This window comes from Pseudoalteromonas sp. P80D2, from assembly GCF_036680945.1.
Lineage (GTDB): Bacteria > Pseudomonadota > Gammaproteobacteria > Enterobacterales > Alteromonadaceae > Pseudoalteromonas > Pseudoalteromonas shioyasakiensis.
Genome location: NZ_JAZDAR010000029.1, coordinates 97,227 through 122,027 on the forward strand (window position 1 = coordinate 97,227; position 24,801 = coordinate 122,027).

Consider the following 24,801-nt stretch of genomic DNA (forward strand, 5'->3'; position numbering starts at 1 on the left):
TTTGATCATTCATGGTTCAACCATATCGTAAAAAAGGCTAATAAGCAGGCTATTTACCATTCACTAAAAATATAGTGGCAATAACAACTATAAATTTACTAAATCCAAAAAATCCGCCTAATGTTGAATTAAGCGCTACGAAGCAAACGCCAAGTAGCCACTCTCACTAACAAAAAATAGATAACCCGTTCGAAGGATTTTTATTATGACAACATATCAACGCGAAACAGATAACCTAGCTACTTTATGTCAAACACAAGGCAAAACGTGGCAGTCAATCAACCCTGAATACGCAAGCCGTATGCGCTTACAAAACCGTTTTCGTACGGGTCTAGACATTGCTCAATACACTGCAGACATTATGCGTGCAGACATGGCAGCCTACGATGCTGACCACAGCCAATACACACAATCATTAGGTTGTTGGCATGGTTTCACTGCACAGCAAATGATGATGGCAATTAAACGTCATAACAAAACAACCAAACGCAGCTATGTATACCTAAGTGGCTGGATGGTTGCGGCACTTCGCTCTGAGTTTGGTCCATTACCTGACCAAAGTATGCATGAAAAAACATCTGTTCCAGCGCTAATCGAAGAAATCTACACTTTCTTAAAGCAAGCTGATGCACGTGAACTTGACCACCTTTACAAAGACCTAGACGAAGCGAAAGCAAACGGCGGTGATGTTCAAGCAGTACTAAATAAAATCGATAACTTCGAAAGCCATGTTGTGCCAATTATTGCTGATATCGATGCGGGTTTCGGTAACGAAGAAGCAACTTACCTACTGGCTAAAAAGATGATTGAAGCGGGTGCATGTGCTATCCAAATCGAGAACCAAGTATCTGACGCAAAACAATGTGGTCACCAAGCTGGTAAAGTAACTGTACCGCATGAAGATTTCCTAGCAAAAATTAACGCTGTTCGTTACGCATTCTTAGAGCTTGGTATTGATAACGGTATTATCGTTGCTCGTACTGACTCATTAGGTGCAAGCCTTACTCAAAAAGTGCCAGTATCTAAAACACCAGGCGACCTTGCTAGCCAATACACGTCGTTCCTTGAAACAACACCTGTAAACAGTGTAGATGACTTAAATGAAGGCGACACAGCAATGAAGCTGAATGGTCAGCTTTGCAAACCAACACGTTTAGATAATGGTTTATACCAGTTCCGTGAAGGCACAGAGAAAGACCGCGTAGTTCTAGACTGTGTAACTAGCTTACAATCAGGCGCAGACTTACTGTGGATTGAAACAGAAAAGCCAAACGTTAAACAAATCGCTGAGCTTGTAAACCGCGTTAAAGAGCAAGTACCAAATGCTAAGCTGGTATACAACAACTCACCGTCGTTCAACTGGACACTTAAATTCCGTGAGCAAGTATATGCTGAGTGGCAAGAACAAGGTAAAGACCTATCTGCTTACCCAAGCATCGATGACAATAAAGCATTAATGGCGCCAGAAATGGATGACACAGAGCTTGCAGCGGCAGCAGATGTACTTGTACAAAACTTCCAAAAAGATGGTGCACGTGAAGCGGGTATCTTCCACCACCTAATCACGCTACCAACTTACCATACAGCGGCGCTAAGCACTGATATTCTATCAGAAGGCTATTTCGGCGACCTTGGTATGCTAGCGTATGTTCGCGACGTACAACGTCAAGAAATCCGCCGTGAGCAAGCATCAGTGAAACACCAAGACCTAGCAGGTTCTAACATTGGTGATACTCATAAAGAGTACTTCTCTGGTGAAAATGCGCTTAAAGCCGGTGGTGAAGCAAATACTATGAACCAGTTCTAACCAAGTTGTAATTTCCTGCGTATACCCAGGCTACGTGAAGATGTAATTTTCAGCGCTATCACAGGGGTTTCAATACAAGGCGTGACAATGAAGGAATGTAGGTACCTTTCGATTTGTCACAACGTAGTAGTGGAGCCCCTGTGAAGCGCCCGAAGGGCAAGGCTAAAACGCATTTATACTGCGTTATTGATTTTAATAAGGGAACCACCATTATCTGCAATCAATGCCTTGTCTAAATGCGTTTTATCTCTTGCTGAAACCTGCATCTCCACGCAGCCTGGGTATAAAATTCAATAATGTTGTTAGGGGCCTTCGGGCCCTTTTTCACATTTTAGCTATCAGCTTTCAGCCGTCAGCCATCAGACTCGCATCTCACATCTCACATCTCACATCTCGCATCTCGCATCTCGCATCTCGCACCTCGCATCTCTCACTTCGCATCTCTCACTTCGCATCTCTCACTTCGCATCTCTCACTTCGCATCTCGCATCTCGGATCACTCTTTAACCAAGTCTTGGATCAGCCATTTACTAGCTTTATAAAAATACAGATCACGCATTTACCAGCTTAAGAATTTTAGATCAGGATTTAACTACCTCCGCCTCATGAGCCTTAATTTAGGGCTTATTGGCAGAGCACAGCCTCTAGAATGGCCAAAATTAGGTCATATAAACGGCAATTTAATACTGTTTTGTAAAATCTTGCGATTTACAAACCGATTTTTTATTAACTCACCCAAGCTATAAACCGATTTTTTACCAACTCAACATCCTCACAAACCAAAATTTTACTAACTGAAGCTAGGTTTTTAGCGGCACAAACCGATTTTTTACTAACTCAAGTTACTGATTTTGGCTATAAACCGATTTTTTACTAACTGCTTTTGGATTAATGTCCGATATTTGATAGATATATGTAAGGAGTTACTCACATTTTGACTGTAAAGGGGGTTTACAGGGGAGGAGTTAGCGAGAGTAAAGTTAGAAAGGGGAAAGTTAGAAAGGGGAAAGTTAGAAAGGGGAAAGTTAGAAAGGGGAAAGTTAGAAAGGGGAAAGTTAGAAAGAGTAAAGTTAGAAAGAGTAAAGTTAGAAAGAGTAAAGTTAGAAAGTAGCAGCGGGTTTACCCCGCGTTATGGTTCGGATATGGCGCGATATAAAATCGCGCCTACAATGCTTTGCTAACTTGCTAACTTGCTAACTTGCTAACTCGCAACTACTCACTATGCTTATCAAACCACCATTGAATATAGGCGACTTTGGTCATCAGGTTTGATGGGCGCGCGGTAATACCATGTGAGGCATTAGGAATACGCACCATCGCTGTATCAACACCTTGTAGCTTTAACGCTTGGTAAAATTGTTCGGTTTCAGAAATCGGGGTGCGATAGTCTGATTCACCGGTTAACAGCATAGTGGGTGTTTTTACATTGCCGACATAGCTAATTGGAGAGCGCTTCATATAATGCTCAATATTGTCCCATGGCTTACCTGGGAACCAATAGTCAGCAAAGAAAGGATAGAAATCAGCAGTTAGTACAAAGCTGATCCAATTGATAACTGGTTTAGCAACAACAGCGGCTGCAAAGCGGTCTGTATGACCGACAATCCATGCAGTTAAAACACCGCCACCTGAACCGCCGGTAACAAACAACTTACTCTCATCAATAAAGCCCTTATTGATGACAGCATCAACACCTGTCATTAAGTCATCAAAGTCATTACTTGGGTAGTTATGATGAATTGTTTGCGCAAACTCTTTACCGTATGAGTCACTGCCGCGCGGGTTCATATAAAGTACAACATTACCTTTGGCTGCGTATAATTGTACTTCAGGGCTAAAGTGAGGACCGTAGTTTGCAACAGGACCGCCGTGGATCTCTAGTACAAGTGGGTACTTTTTGTTTTTATCAAAACCCGGTGGGTAAGCAATCCAACCTTGAATAGCCAAACCGTCGTGGCTTGATTTAACCCAAATTTCTTCAACCTTAGCCAGCTCTTTGTCACCCAGCGCATCTTCGTTTAATTGTGTTAAACGCGCGGTTTTACCGCGCTTAATTAATGCTACATCAGCTGGGCGCTGTGTATCTGCGAGTGTGAATGCAACTTCACCATCTTCGCTCACATCAAAGTCACCACCTGAATACGGACGACCAAAGGCAACACTACCAATCTCTGAGGTAATCACTTTATGTTTACCACTACGCGGCTGGTAAGCTAGGTGTGTTTTGCCTTCGCTATCGTAGCTAAAATAAAGACCTCTGCCGCTATGATCCCATTTTATATCTTCGACACTACGGTCTAAATCAGCAGTGAGCACTGAGGTTTTTCCTGATTTCAAATCAAGTAAATAAATGTCGCTGTTTTCATAGTTAGTCTTTTTATCGTCATAGCCTGTGTATGCCAGGTAACGACCATTTGGCGAGACTTTAGGGCGTGAATCTGGGCCTTTACGATCTGTTATTTGGGTAATTGAACGATCCGCTAAGCTAAGTTTATAGATTTCAGATTCAGTTGGGTGTAATTCATTATCTTCATAACGATTAGCCGAAAAATAAAACGCATCGCCTTTTTCGTTAAAGCTAATAGCACCACCATGATCAAAATCACCAGAGCTTAATTGACGTGCATTGCCGCCCGTTGCACTGATGATAAAAAAGTGACGATAACCTTTTTCAGAGTAGCCACCGCCATCGGCACGGTAATAGGTATCGTCAATATATTTAGCTGGCTCTGCCCACTTAGCGCCTTCAGGCTTACCCGGTAAAGAAACTGGGCTTGCTGATTTTGCAGGCACAAACTGGCTAAACACCAATTGTTTGCCATCTGGCGTCCAAGTTAATCCGCCAGGGCTTTGCGTTAGGTTACTAATTTTTGCTACGTTACCGGTTTTTAACCATTTTACATAGATTTGGCTGCTACCATCTCGGGTAGAAATAAACGCTAAACGAGTTTCATCTGGTGACAATACCGGAGAGTAATCCATATGCACGCCAGACGTTAGCGGTAGCATGGTTTTACCATCTGGGTTTACTGACCAAATATTACTGACTTTACGGTCGCTTTTGATATCCATGCGATTACGCACAAAGTAAATTGTATCGCCATTTTTTGTCATTTCTATTTGGTTGGCGTATTCAAGATCAAAAACATTTTCAAGTTGAAAGGTATTGCTAGCTCCTGCATGGCTGTAAAAGCTGGCTGCTGCAAGCAGTGCTAAAGACGTTTTAAACTTCATTTTATTTCCTTGTTAGTGAGCAGAAATTAGGGCGTGTTAACCTGTTATAAAGTAACAACCATCAGAAATATAGTCCATTGCGATGAATGGAGAAATCAATAGACAGATGGTCATTTCCCTTTTATGTTGAGTACAGACACTTTTAAACGTAAGGAGCACACAATGATAGGTTACATCATGTTAGGCACTAACAACCTAGCTAAAGCAGTAAAGTATTACGATGAATTGTTCGCCACTCTAAACGCCGAGCGCTTTTTAGAAACTGACCGCTTTGTCGCATGGAGCACAGGCCAAGATAAGCCCGGTTTTGCGGTTACCAAACCTTATAACGATGAAAAAGCCACAGTAGGTAACGGCACTATGATTGCTCTAGCTGTTGAAACCCCAGCCCAAGTAGATGCCTTTTATAAAAAAGCCATAGAACTAGGTGGCACAGACGAAGGCGCCCCCGGCCCACGCGAAATGCCCGGCTTTTATGCGGGATACTTTAGAGACCTAGACGGTAATAAACTAAATGTGTTTTGTTTTACGCATGGGTAAAGAAAGTTAGCAAGGGGAAAGTTAGAAAGAGTAAAGTTAACAGGCGCTAGGCTCTAGGAAACAGGGCCTAGCTTATGTAGTCGAGGTTTTAGATAATAAAGAGTAAGTTTCACCAGCTTAGAACATTATGGCTCATTTACACTGCTTTTCAGGTAGTTATCAGTAGAACTCTTACACCTTTGTAAAGTATGCATGCTCAAAATTGACAAGCTCCGGTGTTTTATACACATGCTAGTGATAGCAATTCATTTAAAGTAAATGTGCAGAATTATGAAAAAATTAGTGTATCTCATTGTCTCTTGCTTAGTTTGGCATCCCGTATACGCAGAAGAACCTGAAGATCTTTTTGGCGCCTTGAGTGGCTTATACTGGTGTTTGAAGAAAGAAATTCCAACAAGCTTCGAGCAAATTGATTCTGCGTTTGGATTTGAATTACCAGCTAGTGCAACTAAAGCCAGTTTTGATGATTGGTACAAGAATGTAAGTTTAACCGTTGAAAACGAGGAGCTTTTAGTGACTCGGAAGTTAGATAAAACATCAAAAAAATCGACTGTTAATTGTGAATCTGTTTCAAGTACCAATTAAAACAATAGATCTCATGGTAAGCAAAGCGAGCTTTTTTAGAAAACGAGCTAAAGCACGACCTACAAGTCGCAAAAAGTCGCGCGAAATAAATTTCACGCCTACAAAAATCGTGGGGTTATCTTAAGCTGTGATTAGGAAGCTGTTGTTCGGCGCTAAAGCACCTTCTACCTCGCATTTCGTTACTCGTTCTATCTAACCACTAACGACTTAAATCTATCGACTCTCAACCTGATGGCTGACGGCTGAAAGCTGACAGCTAGTTCCCCTACCAACTTCCGCTTATTTTCATTACACTGCTCCAATACAAAAATAATTATAAAAATTGAGAATGATCATGACGTCTAAATTGCTTAAACCTCTTTGCTGTGTATTTGCACTAAGCCTTGTGGGCTGTGGTGGAGGTGAGGTGTTTACTGCCCCTGCTAGTAGTGAGTTTGCCCATGGCAATGAGCTACTAAGTGCCTCGGCGCTAACCGAAGATGCGAGTCACGCATTAGTGGCAACTCAATCTGAGGTGTGCGTTTGGGATAATCAGTTAAAAGCGCGTTTATACGATTGTATAACAGGGCAGGGCGCTGAACATGTTGAGCTTGTGGGCTTTAGCGCTAACAAATCTCGTTTTTTCATTTCAAATCGATTATCGGTGACTTTATACGATACTCGCACTGGGCGTAGTATTGGTACTTGGCTTACCGGGCAAGAAATCGCCAGAGACATCGCTATTTCAGCCGTAGGCGATACTTTGGTTATCGCTTATCGTAGCGGCAAGGCTGAGGTAATAAATACTCGCACAGGTGATACTAAGCGTTTTGATATTCATCGCTTAGATATTAATAGCGTGGCGTTATCGGCTGATGGTCAGTGGGCGTTTACCGGCTCAAGCGACAAATACGTTAAGCTTTGGTCAACAAGTGATGGTAGTACTCGCTTTGAAGAGCGTTTAGCGACCAGAGTAAATCACGTTACTCTAAATAAAACAGCAAGCTTGGGCTTTGCAATTGACTCGGTAGATGATCGTGTATTCTTTGATTTAGCCAATAAAAAAGAGCTGTCAGAAGTGGCCTCATACTCTAACTTTATTGAATTCACTGCATCGCAATTTATCAATCAAGATAAATGGCTATTAACGGGATCACCAAAAATGAAGATGCGTTTATATCGCGTTGCAGATGGTGAATTAATCGCTGAATACGAAGCTAAACAACAGCGCCAACGTACGTCAGTACTGAGTGTGGCGTACGATGGTAAGCAACTATATTCAGAAACCAGTGATGGCCTATTGCAAGCTTGGCCATTTGATAAAATAAGCACTAAATAACAGCTAAAACAAAAACGCCTACTTTAAGTAGGCGTTTGTTTTAAATGGCGATGAAATTAGTAATCAAACTTATGCTTGGTAAACAAGCTTTGCACTTGTTGCCAAACTGCACCAGGTTTACCATCGCCAACTAACTTGCCATTTACTTTTACAACTGGGCCAACTTCTTTAGTGGCGCTGGTGATCCATACTTCGTCGGCATCAAGTAATTCTTCTTTACTAATAATGCGCTCTTGCACTTTAAAGTCACTGTAACTGTGAAGAATATTGAGGATTAACCAGCGGGTGATCCCCGGTAAAATTTGGTTATCAAGTGGTGGCGTGCTGATCACACCATCTTTAACAATAAACACGTTACTTGAACTAGCTTCGGTAATTTCTTCTAAGCGGTTAAATAGAATAGTTTCTTTGTTACCCGCTGCTGAGCCATGTTGATAATGGATCACATTGCCAAGCAGTGCCGTTGATTTAATATGGCAGCGTTGCCAGCGACGGTCTTGCTCAAGCGATACAGTGTAAGTTGTTGCATTGTCGATATCGCCTTTTGGCTCTGCTGGAATTTCAAAAGCAAACGCAAATACGGTCGGGGTAATATTAGTTGGGTAACCGTGAGCACGTTTAGTGTCGGCGCCGCGGCTAACGTGTAAATAAATCCCTATGTTATCACCTTGGTTTTTCTCGCATAAATCATTACAGATTTTACGCCATGTATCGGCACTGTAATCGAGCTTAATTTCAAGTTCGTTTAAACCGTTATTCATACGCTCAATATGTGCGCCAAAGCCAAGCATTTTGCCTTGGTATGATGGGATCACTTCATAGATGCCATCGCCAAATAAGAAGCCGCGATCCATGGGTGAAATCTTTGCTTCATCAGCGCCAAGGTATTCACCGTTTAGGTATACCGTGCCCATTGTTAAACCTCATTCTCTGTCGTAAAGCCGCCAAGTTGGCGAAGCCGAGTTATTAATTGTTGACCATGCATTGCATGCAGGCCGTCTTCGGTGAGCTCATTTTTATGGGTGACGCCATCGACACTACCGCGCTCACTTAGGTAATGCAAAATATTGAGTGGCTCAATATCAGCCAGCAAATCAGTGTTATGCCAGCGACTTAAAAAGGCAATGAGCCCGTATGCTGCCCAGTTAGATACATCGGCGAGTAACAGCTCATCACAGGTTGTTAAACAAGGAGTGATGTTTAGCGCTTGCATGTGCTGTGCAAGGTTACCCATGCCTATTTCGTTACCGCCATCACCAATCGCTATGGTGGGGCAAGGTGCTTCTGTCACAAAAAAATCAAAGCAGCCGCAATGCTCCGAAATATCAATACCGCGCATATTATAATAACGCTGATGCTCGTTAAGCCCCGGGCGTTCTATTGATAAAACACACTCAGGTTTTAGCTGCTCAAGGGCTTTAATGCTAAAAGTGTGCGCATTATCAATGCTATTAATTGGCAGCTCAAAACAGTTAAAGTCATTTTTTAGGGCACTGTAAAGGGGGTTGCCAGTAACCAAAATGGGCTGTTTATCAAGCTTTTCGAGTACCTTGTAAAGTGCAATTGCACCAACAGGACCATCGGTTTCGAAAGTATTGTTAACCGCAAAGCCGGTACCTATCAACACAGTACCTTGTGCTTTATAAAGGTATTTTGCTGCGCGTAAATACGTCCCCGTTAGTTGGTTTGCGTATAAATGCTGCATACCACGCGGGTTTTGTTCAACCATCATGGTTTCAATTTGTTGGCTGAGCGCTGCGTCGCTTAGGCTTGCTGACATAGTGCTTTGATCTCTTGAATGAGCGCAATACCCGCTTCATTATCGCCATGCACACACAGGCTATCGGCATTAAGTGCCAGCTGCTGACCACTTCGCGTTGTAACTGTGCCATGTGCAACTAACTGTTTAACTTGCGCTATTAGTGCCGCTTTGTCGTGTACGCTGCCCGCTAAAGAGCGTGCAACAAGTTTACCTTCGTCTGTGTATTGACGGTCGGCAAACGCTTCTAAAATGAGTTCTAGTTGAAGATCGTTTGCTTGTACTTTGTGTTTGGCTGCTTGGTTGGTAGCTAAAATCATTAATTTTAATGGCTTTGCATAACTTGCCACTGCACGCATAACGATATTCAGCGTTTGCTCGTCACTCATCATATCGTTATACAATGCGCCATGTGGCTTAACGTATTCAAGCGTTAAACCATGTACTGCAGCCATACCATCAATTGCAGCAATTTGATAATGCAGGCAATTGGTCAGCTCTTTTTCGCTCATAGCCATTGAGCGGCGACCAAAGCCTTGCTTATCTGGGTAACTTGGATGTGCGCCAACCATTACTTTATGCTGCTTGGCGAGGGCTAGGGTGTTTGCCATCACATCGGCATCGCCAGCATGAAAGCCACAAGCAATATTTGCCATATCAATATGTGGCATAACTTGCTCGTCTAAGCCCATTTTCCACATGCCAAAGCTTTCGCCAAGGTCGCAGTTTAGTTTCATCGTCATTTATAACGCTGCCATTTTACTATTTGGAATATCGGTGATCAGCATGTGCCCTGGGCTATGCGTGATACAAAAATCAGGAGCCGCGTTGGCAATCGCAACTTGTGGAGTAACACCACAGGCCCAAAATACTGGTACTTCGCCTTCTTTAATGGTTACCGCATCACCAAACTCAGGTTTGTTGATATCTTTAATGCCAATTGCTGCAGGGTCGCCAAAATGCACTGGTGCACCATGTACACTTGGAAAACGGCTGCAAATTTGGATCGCGCGAATGGCATCGGCAGGTTTCATTGGGCGCATGCTTACAACCATATTGGCGTGAAAAATCCCTGCACTTTGGCAAGCCATATTGGTCACATACATTGGCACATTTTTTTGTTCGCTGATGTTTCTGATCTCAAGGCCCGCGGCAATCAGCGCTTCTTCAAATGAGAACGAGCAACCAATTAAAAAGGTGACTAAATCGTCGCGCCAATAATTCGTAATATCGGTAACCTCTTCAACCATTTGGCCTTGTTTAAAGACGCGGTAACGGGGTAAGTCGCTACGAATATCAATGTCTTCACCAACAGTTGGCATATCGGTAACGCCCGGTATACGGCTAGTTGCAATGATTGGGCAAGCTTTCGGGTTTGCTTGGCTAAACTGCAAAAAATCAAACGCATATTGTTTAGGTAAAATCACTAAATTAGCTTGCACAAAGCCCGGTGCAAAGCCCGATGTATTGCCCGTGTAGTCACCCTCGCGTACCATTTTACGAATAGCCGCTGGTGTGGTTAAAGATGCATTTTTTTGCATGTGACTCTCCTTGAAATTAACACTTGCCCATTGTTGCTACAATAACACTCAGTTCAGGTCATTAATAGTAACGGGCAGCTGCCCTTTAGCAGGGGCTTTCCCTAGTAAAACGTGTGCCAGCGCTGTAAAAGCAGGGCCAGCAATCTTTTCATCTGTATCTACATCTATATTGTAAGCATAGGTGGCAAGTACAGCATCGCCAAATTTTCCAAATTGGGCAATATCGTAAGGGGCTCGTAAGCTGACAAATACGGTCTTTTTATGGGCTAATTTTGCTTGTTTTAACAATGACTCTAATGCCGCTGATTGATCTGCTTTAGCAATTGCAAACTCAGGGTTATCAGCTAAATCATCCATCCCTCCGACTTCAACAGCACTTTGTTTTGGTGACGCATTTGCGGCAATGATAATGTCGGCTTCGTTAATTTCTTTTAATGTTGCAAGCGGCTCATAACCTTGCAAACTCGTACAGCTAAAGCTGATTAGCTTATCGGTGTTATCAATTAACGCCTGCTGCAGAGCATAGCATTTGCGGGTGTCTGGCATAATAATATGCACTTTGCTGCCCGATTTAATGCTAAGCGGTAGGGTGTTTTTCTCGTTTTTCACTTCGGTGATAGCTGCCAATGCTAATTCGGCTTCTACTTTTCTATGGCTTTGATCACCCAGTAGAAGCTGCGCTTTTTTGATGGCTGCTTCGTCATCAAGTGAAGAGGTAAGTTTAAACTTTTCTTTAAGTTTTAAAATACGTGTTGCAGAAGCACTCATTTCGTTGGCATTTAACGTGCCACGTTGTACTTCTTGCTCTAATCGCTCAATCAGGGCTTCAAGTACTGCTAAGTCTTTAGGGCTTCTGATTTCGATTGGCATCAGGGCAATATCAACACCCGCTGCAAAGGTATTTACTACCGCTTCGATTGGTTCAAAAAAGTGGCTGATCCCCGCCATATCGAGGGCATCTGTGATCACCACACCTTGATAACCAAGTTCATCACGTAATAAGTCGGTGATGATTTTGCGCGACATCGTTGCAGGTTTGATCATGGTTTTGCCTTCTTTACTGACAAACGTGCTGTCGTCTAGGGCAGGGTATTGAATATGTGCAGTCATGATCATACCCGGTTGTTGGTTTTTAATAATTTCTTTAAAAGGGGGTAAGTCTTGCTGCCAAATGGTTTCTTTATCATGCATTACTTTTGGCAGGCCTGTGTGGCTATCTACGTTCGTATCACCATGCCCCGGAAAGTGCTTCAATGATGAAATAACGCCGTTGTTTTCAAAACCAGCTACTTGGGCACCACCTAGTTTTGCAACCAATTGCGGATCTTCACCGTAAGAGCGCACGTTAATAACTGGGTTATCTGGGTTCATGTTTACATCGACCGTGGGTGCATAGTTAACATTAACACCCAGTGCCAATAGCTCGTCGGCAATGATGCGTGCAGATTCAGTTGCGAAGTGGGTACCATGTTCTTTATAGGTCGCGCCAATCGACATGTTACCGGTAAACGACGTACCTACATCACGAGGAATACGGGCAACTCGGCCACCTTCTTGGTCTATCGAAATAAACAGCGGTAAGCCTAACTCTGACTTAGCAGCGGCTTTTTGTAGGTCATTATTAAGTTTGATCACTTGTGGCACGGTATCGATATTTTCTGCAAATAAAATCACCCCACCAATATTATGTTTAGTGATGATATTCGCTAAATCGGCCGGCAGCTCTGTCACCGGTGTACGGCACTTTTGCTCACCTGGGTCTTGCTCGCAGTAATAACGCAGGTCAAGCATGAGCTTTTGCCCTAACTGTTGTTTTAAAGTTAATGCAGACTCAGCAAATGATGATTGTAATGGCATGAAACATCCTAATCCGATAACCAGTGACGATAGTGCAAACTTATTTAACACAGCAAGCTCCAAAGCAAAACGCTTATTTAGTTTTTAGAATAAATTATTCTTGATGTTAATGGGTTTTTAAATATAAATACAGTATTTTTTTGCTACCCTAGCGGTTTTTGAGTCCGACTGCAAAAAGCTAAGTTAGATCACCAAATAGGGCTAATAGGCTTAAATAACCAAACCTTTATACTGATAAAAAGCGTGGCGAGTTGATAATTTATCAATTTAATGGGTCGCTTTTTAGTACAATTTAAAGTAATAATATATTCCATAATCATCAGCGTAAATATGACAAGCCTGGGGGCGAGATGGCTTTAACTCGATTACACGCATTTAAACAGCAAATTAAACCTTTTTTACCAGAGTCAGCATTAATAGAAGATTACTCGCGCCGTTATGCGTACGGAACAGACGCCAGCTTTTATCGATTAATCCCTGAGTTAATTGTATTAGTGAGTAATCAAAATCAAGCACGACAAGTGATCATTGCTGCCAACGAGCAACAGGTACCCATCACATTTCGCGCCGCCGGAACGAGTTTATCTGGGCAAGCAATTACCGATTCGGTATTGGTTTTGTTGTGCGATAGTTGGAGCAAGTTTGAAATCCTTGATGACGCTGAGGCAATACGCTTACAACCGGCGATCATTGGTGCTCGAGTAAATCAAGTATTAGCCCCGTTTGGTAAAAAGATTGGCCCAGATCCCGCTTCAATTAATAGCTGCAAAATAGCGGGGATGGCGGCAAATAATTCATCAGGCATGTGTTGTGGAGTGGCGCAAAACAGCTACCACACAGTAAAAGATATGACCCTCATTTTTGCCGATGGCACAGTGCTTAATACGGCTGATAGCCAAAGCTGTAATGCCTTTTTGCAAAGCCATAGCCCATGGGTTGATGAGCTAATGAGCCTAGTTGATAGCATAAAGCAAAACCCTGATTTGAGTGAGCGCATCGCCCATAAATATCGTTTAAAAAATACCACAGGCTATGGTCTAAACGCGCTGCTGGATTTTTCTGATCCAATCGAAATCATCAAGCACCTCATTATTGGCTCTGAAGGTACGTTAGCCTTTATCGCCGATATCACCTACCACACTGTGGTTGAGCATAAGTACAAACACACAGGTTTCTTTATTTTTGACGATATCAGCAAGGTGTGTGAGCTGGTACAAAGGCTGAGTGAGCTTGATGTTGCTGCTGTTGAGCTACTAGATAAACGTGCTCTGATCTCGGTGTCCGAGCATGCCATCATGCCAAAAGAGGTGGCTAGTTATCCGGAGCAATCAGCGGCACTGTTAATTGAGTTAAGAGCTGAAAATGCACAGGCTCTCGATGCGCTCACTAAGAGCACTGAGCAACTTCTTGCCGAGTTTAAGCAAGGTCAACTGGCAGCGGTTGAGTTTTCAGCAGACAGCGCCCGTAATGCGGCACTTTGGAATATCCGTAAAGGTACGTTTCCTGCGGTTGGCGCAGTGCGCGAAACTGGCACTACTGTGATAATTGAAGATGTTGCCTTTGCCCTTGATAAATTAGCTGATGGCGTGAATGCGCTGCATCAATTATTTATTAAATATGCTTATGATGAAGCCATTATTTTTGGCCATGCCCTTGCCGGAAATCTACACTTTGTTTTCACCCAAGCTTTTGACACACCAGAGCAAGTAAGTCGATACGAGCAATTTATGGCCGATGTGGCGAACTTAGTGGCGGTTGAACTAAAAGGGTCATTAAAAGCTGAGCATGGTACAGGGCGTAACATGGCGCCGTTTGTTGCCACCGAATGGGGAGACGATGGCTTCGCGGTGATGGTTGCGCTTAAAGCTTTATTCGATAAACAAAATATTCTTAACCCTGGGGTTATTATTAATCACGACAAAAATGCCCACACTCAGCATTTAAAAGTCATGCCAAAAAGTGATGATATTATCGATACCTGTATTGAATGTGGCTTTTGCGAAGTGGTTTGCCCATCAAAAGGACTTAGCTTAACACCGAGGCAGCGTATTACTTTATGGCGACACCGCACAGAGCTACACAATCAATTACTAACAACCGAAGATGTAGCAAGCAAACAGAAGTTAAATCAAAAGCTCAGTGTTATCGAGGCCGACTTTAAATACCTTGGTATTGATACGTGCGCGGCTACGGGTCTTTGCGGTCTTAAATGCCCGGTGGGAATAAACACGGGCGAATTTATAAAATCGCTCAGAGCAGAGCAAGCCTTATCAAACAAAGTTGCACGGTCATTATCACGCTTTGCCAGCAAGCATTTTGCGGTTGTTGCAACGGGTGCACGATTTGGTTTAACCGTGATGCAGGTGCTCGAAAAAGCAATCGGCAGCAGTAACCTAAGAAGCCTGAGTAAACCTGCTAATAAGTTACTTGGTACACCGCTGTATTACTCGGCATGGCCAAGAGCTGAGCAACCAATTAATAGAAAGCTTCAACAACCCCAACAAGCGAAAAAGTTGGTGTATATGCCAAGCTGCGCAAGCCGGATTTTTGCGGCTGATAAACTTGCCGATGATAAGCGCCCACTGCTAGATGTTATTTATTCACTCGCTGCCAAAGCTGGCTATGAAGTGCTACTTCCGAAACAAGCCGATTCACTTTGTTGCGGTATGCCATTTGCTAGCAAAGGCTTTAATGAAGAGTTTAGAAACAAAAGTGAGCAGTTACTTACTGAGCTTGAGGCGCTTTCAAATAATGGCCAATACCCCATTGTTTTTGATGCCAGCCCTTGTGCACTTACTACTCTTAATGCTGCGCAAAATAAGGCACTCACAATTTATGAAAGTGCTGATTTTGCAGCTCAGCATTTACTGCCTAATTTGCAGGTCACGCCCGTGAATGAGCCGGTGATGCTCCATGTTACTTGTAGTTCTAAGCGATTAGGTAAAGAGCAAAGCCTAGTATCACTTGCCAAGGCATGTAGTAATGAAGTGATTATTCCTGCTGATATAGAGTGCTGTGGTTTCGCCGGTGATAAGGGCTTTAACTTGCCAGAACTCAATGGCAACGCGTTAAAAACTCTTAAACAACACGTGCCAAAAAACTGTAGTCGGGGTGTGTCTAATAGCCGTAGTTGCGAAATTGGTTTAACTGAACACAGTGGTATTAGTTATCAGTCTATTTTGTATCTACTCGATAAACAAAGCCATGCAATATAACAGGCTTAATTGCTAATTTGATGAGCCAGTGATTGACTGGCTCATCTATTTAAAAGCCTACACTTTCCAAAAAATGCCTTTGCGGTAGCAGCTGTACATCACCCCATAAGACACCACTAAAAACAGCAGTGAAAAGCTAAAAGAAGCGAGGTTATCATTGCTGATCACTAATTGTATTAGGCCATAAATACTGCCTTTTAAACTGCTATCGCCAAGCGAGATCATAATTAGTAGCCGTGCAAACACGCCTGCAAACATAAAAAATAATATCGCATTTGCACCAAATACAATAAATGGAGCGCCCCAACTACGCAGCTTATAAATATCTAAAATAGCACTGCACAGTGCATAGAAGATCGCTGCAAGCCCTGAGCTGAGTAACACATAGCTCGGCGTCCATAACGCTTTATTGATAGGTGTTATTGGTGCAATCGCATAGCTAGCAATAACGGCTAATGCGCCCAGTAAGATAAGTGTACGGGCTTGTTTTTTAAGGTCGGGTTGCTTAGTTAAATAAACCGCAGCCAACATGCCGCTAAGCGCACTTGCAATGGCAGGCAGTGTTGAGAACAGCCCTTCAGGATCAAATGGCAGCGGCTTAGCATTGGCATAATACAGGTGATGACTACCAAGTACGGCATTGTCTATGAAGGCACTTAAATTATTGCCATGTAGCCAGAAGCCATTCACTACCTCGCCGTTTGGCAAGGTATACGGGATATAAAGCATGGCGGCACCATAAAACAATAAAAGAGCGATGCAAGTAATGGCTATTTTCTTAGGCGATAAATAGAGATAACAACACAGAGCAACTAAATAGACCAAACCGATACGTTGCAGCACGCCCAACACACGCAGCTGCAATAATTTGTCATCAACCCAGCTAAAAGAAGGGTCTCGAAAGTTGTAATAAAACAAGGCTAAAAACCAACCGAGGGCAATGAGTTTAATGGTACGAATAACCCCTGCTTTTAGTATGTGTTGATCACTGACCCCTTTAGCACGCAAGCTATTTACTGAAAGCGTGATAGACATGCCGACAATAAAAATAAAAAACGGAAAAATTAAGTCGGTTGGTGTCCAACCATGCCACTGTGCATGTTTCAAAGGCCAATACATCGCTCCCCAACTACCCGGGTTATTCACTAATATCATGGCGGTAATAGTAAAGCCCCGCATTACATCTAACGCCATGAGGCGATGTGAAGGGAGTTTATTGATGATTTCAGCACAGTGGTGACGCATAGGAAAATTTTATTGTTATTTAGTTTTTATAGTGTAATAAATTATTACATCAAAGCAAGCTGCTTTTTGAACAATATAAATCGTACGTATTAGCCGTTCTTTTAACTGTCTTAAGTTTATAGTTCATTAAATTCAATATGTTAAACCGCGAAGGTTGTTGGTAAGTGACTTTGATGTTGTTCATATTCAACGAGCGCTTGGTAGCTGAAGTTTTAAACAGAGTTACTTTAATTAATTAGAGTAATTGCACTCATTTGTTTGCGCTAAATCAAATTATGACAAAAGTTCTATAGAGGTACATAGAACATCTTGCTAGTATAAAGGTATTAGATGTACCCGATATGGACTTTGGGCCTGTATGTGAGAAATATCGTGCTTAATAGTCTTAGCCATGGTTTAAACCTACGCCGCTTAATTTTAGTGTTAGCGTTTTCTACAACGCTTATTACCTTTCTAAATAGTTATTACTCGAGCTATCAAGTTCAGAAGCAACAACTAATAGATAAAACCCTAAATAACCATAAAGCATACGCCGCTAAGTTGGTGTCGGCGACCGATAACTTTTTACTGACTGCTCAGCAACAGCTTGCTTATGTTGGAAAAATACTTGAAGACGATTTTAATAATCAAGGCTTAATTAATTCTGAGGCTGACCGACTAAGGCTACAAACCAATAGTTTTAATTCGACCATTATTGTTAATGCACAAGGCGATATTTTAGGGGTATCACCAAAGTCATTGAAACTACAAAACCGTAAAGTAGATAGCTTTGGCACTAAAGCGGCTTTGTCGTATCGTACTCCAATGATCAGCGAGCCGTACATTTCGATGGCAGGCAATTTACTGATTTTTATGTCGCAGCCTTTATTCGATAAACAAAGTAACTTCATTGGTTATATTGGCGGCACTTTGTACTTAAAACGTGCCAGTATTTTAAATGAATTGCTGCAAGTTCATTATTATCAAGATGGCTCTTATCTGTATGTGGTTGATGAAAACCATCGCTTACTCTATCACCCAGATAAAAGCCGTATTGGTGAGCAAGTGTTTGATAACCAAGTAATTGAAGAAGTACTAAAAGGAAACGCCGGCACCCAGCTTGTTACCAATAGCAAAGGCGTTGAGATGCTTGCAGGCTACGCTCCTATGACAGTTGCTCCATGGGGAGTCGTCACTCAGCGCCCTCTAGAAAGCACGCTTGCACCGCTTGATAATTTAATGTGGCAAGTGTTTATCAAAACCGCCCCAATAGGTGTACTCACATTTATATTGATTTGGGTGTTAGCACGTTTAATTGCTCAGCCTTTAAGGCAGTTAGCCGAAACTGCAAATACGTTAGATCGCCCTTCAACGTCACTTGAGCTGACACAAATTCGCTCATGGTACTTTGAAAGTAATGAGCTCAGAAAAGCCATGTTAAAAGGGGTCGGGCTATTACAAAGTAAAATAGGGCTATTGCGCCAAGAAGCGCAAACTGATCCCCTCACTTGCCTGCATAATCGCCGTAGTCTCGATATGCAAATTAGCCATTTGATAGCTCAACGTTGCCCTTTTGCTGTATTGGCTATCGACATCGATCACTTTAAACGGGTTAACGACGAATTCGGTCATGATATTGGTGATGTGGTACTGCAGTCGTTGGCTAAAATTTTGTTAGATGTTACTCGTGATAGTGATGTAGTTGCCCGTACCGGTGGTGAAGAATTCATTGTGATTATGCCAAGAGTGGAAGCAAAACGTGCGTATCAGCTGGCTGAGCGTTTGCGTATGCGGGTGTCAGAAAGCTACATTGACCCGGTTGGCTGCATTAATGTATCAATTGGTATTTCGGGCTGGCCAATTGAGCAATTAAGCATTGATGAAGTATTTAAGCTTGCTGACCAAGCTTTATATCAAGCTAAAAAAACCGGTCGTAACCGTTCAGTTGTCGATGCCACATACAGCCAAGACCTTGCTCCAGTTTCTGAGCCTTCAATCTTGGAATAAGTTATTTAATGTGCAATAGTGGATGCTATTAAGTTATTTATGGAAATCAAAATGGCATTCACTTTTTTGGCTCGTTTAACTAAATCCACTTCTTTGTTAGGTATTGCGCTTATGAGTGCAAGTACTGCTTATGCCAACCCAAGCGATGATAAACGTAGCGAATTTGTGGATGTAGGTGCTTTGCTACCGAATGCTGTGTTAGATATCCGTTATTTTGGTCATCACAACTTTGTTGGCAAACCAGTTGATGGTTACAACGCACCTAAATGTTTATTGCATAGCACTGCTGCTGCGGCTCTTAAAAATGTGCAAGTAGCAGCGCAAACCCAAGGTTTGAGCTTAAAAATATTTGATTGTTATCGCCCGCAGCGTGCCGTTGATCACTTTGTACGTTGGGTTAACGATTTAGAAGATACCCGCACCAAAGCTGAGTTTTATCCAAACTTAGGTAAAGACAAGTTACTTGGTGATTACATCGCCGCTAAGTCGGGTCACAGCCGTGGCTCAACGATTGATTTAACGTTAGTTGATGCAAAAGGCAAAGAGCTCGATATGGGCTCACCGTTTGATATGTTCGACACTCTTTCTAACACCGACGACCCGCGAATTAGTGCAGAGCAAAAAGCCAATCGATATAAACTTAAAAGCCTGATGACAGAGGCCGGTTTCGCCCCTTATTCAATGGAATGGTGGCATTTTACCTACCAACCGCAAGCATATCCCGCCACCTATTTTGATTTTGTGGTGGAGTAGGTAAAACAGCTTTAAGCTTTCAGCTGTAAGTTTTAAGCCGAAAAGTGTTGTTTTTGAATGTTGAGTTAGCTTGATTAAATGGCGTTGAATGTTAGACACGCCATGCAAGCATGACGCCTACGGTTTGATGTAGGCGTGAAACTTGTTTCACGCGTCTGACGGCTGATAGCTGAAGGCTGACAGCTCCTTCTAGAACCAAGCGCATGATGACGCGGGATAAACCCGCTGCTACAAGTAGGCGTGAAACTTGTTTCGCGCGTCTGACGGCTGATAGCTGAAGGCTGACAGCTTCTTCACGTTGGGTTTCGCTGCGCTCTACCCAACCTACATCACCTCTTTTATCGGCGAATAATCAACTTTAATTTCAACAATATCGACATTGGCATTTTGTTTAAAAGCGTTTTGTACTTTTAATAAATCAGTGTCTTTTTCAGCAAGGTAGCGATAGCTTTTGTTGGTCATTTTTTTCAGCGTATATTGGCTGCTAAGCGCTACTGGTAAGCTGTTTTCTTTTAGCGTTAAGTAAATTGCACCCGTTGCGATGCCACGCTCTTGCATTGCGTGATTAAAGACTTCTGTGCCCTTGGTTAAAGTCGGTGCATCAAAGGTAATTTTTTCGCCATTATTACTAAAAGCATTTGTCGATTTTTGCTTATTAATTTCGACTGCTTTTTTAACATCCTTAACTGAAAGTTGTTCTTTTTGTGAACTGGTTGTTGGCTGCTGTGTTGTATTTTGCTCGCTTATTTCATTTTTTTGACAGCCTGATACTAGTGCTAGTGTTATTATAAGTGCCTGTATATTAATTGTTTGTTTCATTTCAATCCTGTTTGTCTGTTACTTTTGTTTACAATTAATTCTGTTTTTTAATTGCTGTATTGGGTACATTGGGCTTGGTTATGATTGTTAACCGAAAATAAAAATATAACAATAGGGAACGTAAGGAATGTCTCAATTCAAAGTAACAGCAGTTGCTACTATGGTAACGGCTATCTTGGCATCAACTCAAGTACAGGCAAGTGAACAAACTCGCTTTTATAATGCTTCAAGCGTTAGCTCTCAAGTACAATTTAATCCTCAAGTATCTCAGCAACGTGCATTAGCTGAGCGTCGCACTGTATCGGGTCACAAATCTATTTTCGATGCGCAATTAGGTAAAGCTACGTTCTTATGGAATGCAGTAGGTCAAGCTAAGCCTGATATGGCAATGGTGCTTCCTGAGCAACGTAATGCTTACGCTGCAGATTTTTATTTAAATGCCTTAACAGGTGTTAGCACAGCTAAAAAAGGTGTATCAAGCGCAGTATTAGCAGATTTATCTGAGCAGAAGCTTGGCTCAATCACAGCTAAATACAAGCAAAAAGTTCATGACATTGAAGTATTCAACCGTGAATACAACCTGATCATGGATAAAGAATATAACCTAGTTGCAGGTTCTGGTTATTTCGCTAACACAAGTTCAAATGCAACGCAGTCGTTCGCGCCACTTGCTGAGTTTGTTGGTGCTGAGCAAAGCATTAAACGTGCAATTAAAGAACTTGCTGATATCAATGTGTCTTTAACTAAATCAACTGAGCAAGGTGACTATGTTAAGTACACTGTGTCTAACCAAAGTGGTGACAAAGTTGTATTAGGCCAGCCACGTGCTAAGAAAGTATTCTTTGAAGTAGCGGGTGAGCTGCAGTCTGCATACTATGTTGAAGTAGAAGTTGCTGACAAAAACAGCCTAGAAAGCGATTACTTCAGCTACGTTATTGGCGCGCAAAACAGCAAAGTTTATTTCAAGAAAGACTTAAAAGCACACGCGGCAGACTTTAACTACCGTGTATGGGCTGACGAAGATGGTTACCCGTGGGAAGGTCCACACGGTGACGTGATCCCAGCTGATGGCCCAGATCAAATTGATGAAACTGAAATCCTAGATGCACCACTTGTAAGCCTGTCTTACTACAAAAAACTAAGCACGATGGATCCGTGGCTTGCTGATGACGCTACAACAACATCAGGTAACAACGTATTTGCTTATGCTGATGTAATTGCACCTCAAGGTTACACAGAAGGTGACTTCACTGCTGAAACTACATCAGATTACACATTCGATTACCCTTACCAAGTTGATCAAGTAGCAAACAGCTACGACAACCGTAAAGCGGCAATTGTTAACTTGTTCTACATGAACAACTTCTTACACGATTTCTTCTATGACCATGGTTTTGACGAAACATCAAATGTTGCGCAGGTATCTAACTACGGCCGTGGTGGTGTAGAAGGCGACCCAATCGAAGCACAAGCGCAAGATAATAGCGGTTTAAATAACGCGAATATGGCAACACCTGCTGACGGTGCAAGCCCACGCATGCAAATGTATTTATACAACTCGAAAGATGCGAAAGTGGGTGTAGATTTCGGTGTGGTTGTAACATCAGATGAAACAATTGGTCTACTTGAGTCTTCTAAAGTATCTGGCTTTGGTCAAATGCAATTTGCTGATATCGCAGGCGAAGTTGTTCGTTTAGTTGATAGCAATGATGTAGATTCTGGTAGCGTAACAGACGGTTGTGAACCTGCAACAAATGCAGCTGAACTGGCTGGTAAAATTGCGCTAGTCGATCGTGGTTCTTGTAACTTCACAGCAAAAGTACTACACGCCCAAGAAGCGGGTGCCATTGGTGCAATCGTTGTAAACAACAACCCAGATACAGATGAACCAGCGCCAATGGGCGGTGAAGATGATGCCGTTATCATTCCTAACATGGGTCTGAACTATGCTGACGGTCACGCACTTTACGACGGTATCGCTGCAGGCGACACTGTTACTGTTAATATGTTCAATAAAGCAACGTTAAAAGACGGTACGTTAGATAACGGTATTATTGCTCACGAATGGGGTCACTATATCAGTAACCGTTTAGTGGGTAACTCATCAGGTCTTATCAACTTCCAAGGCCGTGCGATGGGCGAAGGTTGGGGTGATTTCCACTCACTGATGTTCATTGCTAAAGCTGATGACATTAACATCCCAGGTAACGACAAGTTCCAAAAAGCTTACGGTAGCGGTACATTCGTAGAAGATTTCTACTATGGTATTCGTCGTGTTCCATATTCAACAAATATGGAAGTAAACCCACTATCTTTCCGCCACATTACTGAAAATGAAGGTGCTGATGTAGGTATTGCTCCAACTAATGTTGGTTCACCACACGCAGCAGGTGAAATTTGGGCAACTATGCTTTGGGAAAGCTATGTAGCACTTATCAACGAGCACGGCTTTGAAGAAGCTCAAAACCGTATGGCTAACTACTTAGTTGCTGGTTACAAGCTAACTCCAGTTGCTCCGCTATACACAGAAGCACGTGATGCTATCTTAGCTGCAGCGTACGCAGTTGACCCAGAAGATTACAAACTAATCTTAGGTGCATTTGCTAAGCGTGGTATGGGCTTAGGTGCTAAAGCACCAGAGCGTTTCAGCGAAGATTTAACAGGTGTTGTTGAATCTGACAAAATGAAACTTGCTAGCTTCACATTCAAAGATGTGGCAATGGATCCAAACTACAACGGTGCAGAGCTAGGTTATTGTTCAAACGATAACGTGCTAGACAAAGGTGAAACAGGCACATTAACTGTTAGCATCATGAACACAGGTAGTGAAGTACTAACTGGTACTCAAGCACAGTTAACGGTTGTTAGTGGTCACGATGTAACGTTCGAAAATGATGGTTTAATCACTTTTGACGATACAACTCCTTACGCTTCACAAACAAGCGCACCTATCACGTTTACACTAAATGATGCAGGCACTGCTGATACACTTGAAATCGAAGTGTCATTCCCAGAGCTTTCTGCTGATGACGAGATTGTTGAAGCAGCAAGCGATACAGTATCTTACCTTGTGAACATGGACTTTGAAGATAAAGCACCAGTTAGCTCACAAACTGCTGACGATATGGAAGTAGCAGGCGCTTCATTACGTGACTGGAAAGAAAACGTAATGACAGGTGATGACTTAGCAGTTGGCACACAAAGCATGGCAACCGGCGGTAATGTTAACTTCTTCAACAGCTTTGGCTTCGGTCTTGGCGAGCAAACCATGTACCTAAACAACAATGACTTCCAGTCAGATGTTGCGGTTGAATCAAGAGAGTTTGATATCGGTTTTGCTGGTGATTTTGAAGTTTCATTCTGGCACTTCTACCTAATCGAAAACGAATGGGATGGTGGTGTTGTAGAGATCAGCGTAAACGGTGGTAACTGGGTAGATGTTACTGAAATGGGCGGTACATTTGATGTTGGTTACGATGGCCCACTAATCGAAAACGATGCACAAGCACTACAAGATCGCGATACCTTCACAGGTAACAATGTTGATGGTAACGGTGTTTATGGTAACTACGAAACAATTCGTTTCGGTACTGAACTAAACGGTAACCGTGCAAAATTACGTTTCCGTATGTCATCAGACAGCGCAGTACGTGAGTTCGGCTGGTGGATTGATAACGTAACTGTTAGCAATGTAACGTCACCAATCTTCTCAAACGTGATTGCTGGTGATGCATTAGCATGTGATAACGCACTACCATTACTTTCTGTATCGGGTGATGAGTCTGTTTCTGAGTCTGCTTCAGGCACATTAACGGCAACAGCGTCAGACCGTAACAGTGATGACACGCTAAGCTACACCTGGACGCAACTAAGCGGCACAACAGCAACACTTACAGGTGCTGACACTGCAACTCTAGGCTTCACGCCAGGTGCTATCTCAAGCGATGACGAGTTAGTATTTGAAGTAACAGTAAGCGATGGTACAGACTCTGTATCAGAGCAGTTCACTGTTGCCGTAACTAACGAAGCTGAGCCAGTAGAAGAGAAGAAAGTAACTAAATCTAGCAACGGTAGCTTTGGTTTCTTAACACTACTACTTGCACCACTAGCGCTTATCGGCCGTCGCCGTAAACGTAAATAAG

Annotated in this window: 16 protein-coding genes; 8 read left to right on the forward strand and 8 right to left on the reverse strand. The window is 42.6% G+C overall.

Annotated elements, in window-relative coordinates:
• Positions 1-205 precede the first annotated feature (205 nt).
• Positions 206-1,807 carry an isocitrate lyase gene (locus VRK28_RS08115; protein ID WP_054563156.1) on the forward strand — a complete coding sequence of 534 codons (1,602 nt, stop codon included), beginning with the start codon at positions 206-208 and terminating at the stop codon, positions 1,805-1,807.
• Between the two features lie 1,212 nt (positions 1,808-3,019).
• On the opposite strand, the gene VRK28_RS08120 is transcribed toward VRK28_RS08115, so the two are convergent.
• Positions 3,020-5,041 carry a S9 family peptidase gene (locus VRK28_RS08120; RefSeq protein WP_332393701.1) on the reverse strand — a complete coding sequence of 674 codons (2,022 nt, stop codon included), beginning with the start codon at positions 5,039-5,041 and terminating at the stop codon, positions 3,020-3,022.
• 162 nt (positions 5,042-5,203) lie between these two features.
• Here VRK28_RS08120 and VRK28_RS08125 point away from each other — a divergent pair, with 162 nt between their 5' ends.
• The 3 genes from VRK28_RS08125 to VRK28_RS08135 all read left to right on the forward strand — a co-directional run bounded on the left by VRK28_RS08125 (position 5,204) and on the right by VRK28_RS08135 (position 7,484).
• Entirely contained in the window at positions 5,204-5,581 is a 378-nt protein-coding gene (locus VRK28_RS08125; protein ID WP_054563159.1) for a VOC family protein, read from the forward strand.
• A 270-nt stretch (positions 5,582-5,851) separates the two neighbouring features.
• Entirely contained in the window at positions 5,852-6,166 is a 315-nt protein-coding gene (locus VRK28_RS08130) for a hypothetical protein (protein ID WP_332393702.1), read from the forward strand.
• A gap of 334 nt (positions 6,167-6,500) precedes the next feature.
• The gene (locus VRK28_RS08135; protein ID WP_304638235.1) at positions 6,501-7,484 is read left to right on the forward strand and encodes a WD40 repeat domain-containing protein; all 984 of its coding nucleotides are present in this window, start codon (positions 6,501-6,503) and stop codon (positions 7,482-7,484) included.
• Positions 7,485-7,540: 56 nt separating this feature from the next.
• Here VRK28_RS08135 and VRK28_RS08140 read toward each other — a convergent pair whose 3' ends face one another.
• From VRK28_RS08140 to VRK28_RS08160, 5 genes are read right to left on the reverse strand one after another with little or no spacing between them, the layout of a single operon-like run.
• Complete coding sequence (locus VRK28_RS08140; RefSeq protein ID WP_332393703.1) at positions 7,541-8,398, reverse strand: aminotransferase class IV; 858 nt, start codon at positions 8,396-8,398, stop codon at positions 7,541-7,543.
• 2 nt (positions 8,399-8,400) lie between these two features.
• Positions 8,401-9,264, reverse strand: coding sequence for a glutamate cyclase domain-containing protein (locus VRK28_RS08145; RefSeq protein ID WP_332393704.1), 864 nt, complete (start codon positions 9,262-9,264; stop codon positions 8,401-8,403).
• The gene (locus tag VRK28_RS08150) at positions 9,249-9,980 is read right to left on the reverse strand and encodes a 5-oxoprolinase subunit PxpA (RefSeq protein WP_250660888.1); all 732 of its coding nucleotides are present in this window, start codon (positions 9,978-9,980) and stop codon (positions 9,249-9,251) included. Before VRK28_RS08150 ends, VRK28_RS08145 begins: the two co-directional genes overlap by 16 nt.
• Before the next feature lie 6 nt (positions 9,981-9,986).
• The gene (locus VRK28_RS08155; protein WP_250660721.1) at positions 9,987-10,784 is read right to left on the reverse strand and encodes a putative hydro-lyase; all 798 of its coding nucleotides are present in this window, start codon (positions 10,782-10,784) and stop codon (positions 9,987-9,989) included.
• A gap of 48 nt (positions 10,785-10,832) precedes the next feature.
• A complete protein-coding gene (locus VRK28_RS08160; protein ID WP_250660722.1) occupies positions 10,833-12,641 on the reverse strand; it encodes a glycoside hydrolase family 3 protein in 1,809 nt (602 codons plus the stop codon).
• Between the two features lie 350 nt (positions 12,642-12,991).
• Here VRK28_RS08160 and VRK28_RS08165 point away from each other — a divergent pair, with 350 nt between their 5' ends.
• Positions 12,992-15,856: an FAD-binding and (Fe-S)-binding domain-containing protein gene (locus tag VRK28_RS08165; RefSeq protein ID WP_332393706.1), complete on the forward strand. Its 2,865-nt coding sequence runs from the start codon at positions 12,992-12,994 to the stop codon at positions 15,854-15,856.
• Positions 15,857-15,913: 57 nt separating this feature from the next.
• Here VRK28_RS08165 and VRK28_RS08170 read toward each other — a convergent pair whose 3' ends face one another.
• Positions 15,914-17,101, reverse strand: a complete 1,188-nt coding sequence (locus VRK28_RS08170; RefSeq protein WP_332393707.1) for an acyltransferase family protein — start codon at positions 17,099-17,101, stop codon at positions 15,914-15,916.
• Between the two features lie 360 nt (positions 17,102-17,461).
• On the opposite strand from VRK28_RS08170, the gene VRK28_RS08175 reads away from it, so the two are divergent.
• Together VRK28_RS08175 and VRK28_RS08180 are read left to right on the forward strand one after the other, a co-directional pair.
• Entirely contained in the window at positions 17,462-19,087 is a 1,626-nt protein-coding gene (locus tag VRK28_RS08175; protein WP_332393708.1) for a sensor domain-containing diguanylate cyclase, read from the forward strand.
• A gap of 51 nt (positions 19,088-19,138) precedes the next feature.
• Positions 19,139-19,840 (forward strand): M15 family metallopeptidase, encoded by a 702-nt coding sequence (locus VRK28_RS08180; protein ID WP_062565420.1) that lies wholly within the window; start codon positions 19,139-19,141, stop codon positions 19,838-19,840.
• Positions 19,841-20,164: 324 nt separating this feature from the next.
• Here the strand turns inward: VRK28_RS08180 and VRK28_RS08185 are convergent, their stop codons facing one another.
• Positions 20,165-20,659, reverse strand: coding sequence for a hypothetical protein (locus VRK28_RS08185; protein WP_332393709.1), 495 nt, complete (start codon positions 20,657-20,659; stop codon positions 20,165-20,167).
• 127 nt (positions 20,660-20,786) lie between these two features.
• On the opposite strand from VRK28_RS08185, the gene VRK28_RS08190 reads away from it, so the two are divergent.
• The gene (locus VRK28_RS08190) at positions 20,787-24,800 is read left to right on the forward strand and encodes a rhombosortase-dependent M36 family metallopeptidase (protein ID WP_332393710.1); all 4,014 of its coding nucleotides are present in this window, start codon (positions 20,787-20,789) and stop codon (positions 24,798-24,800) included.
• Position 24,801: the final 1 nt, after the last annotated feature.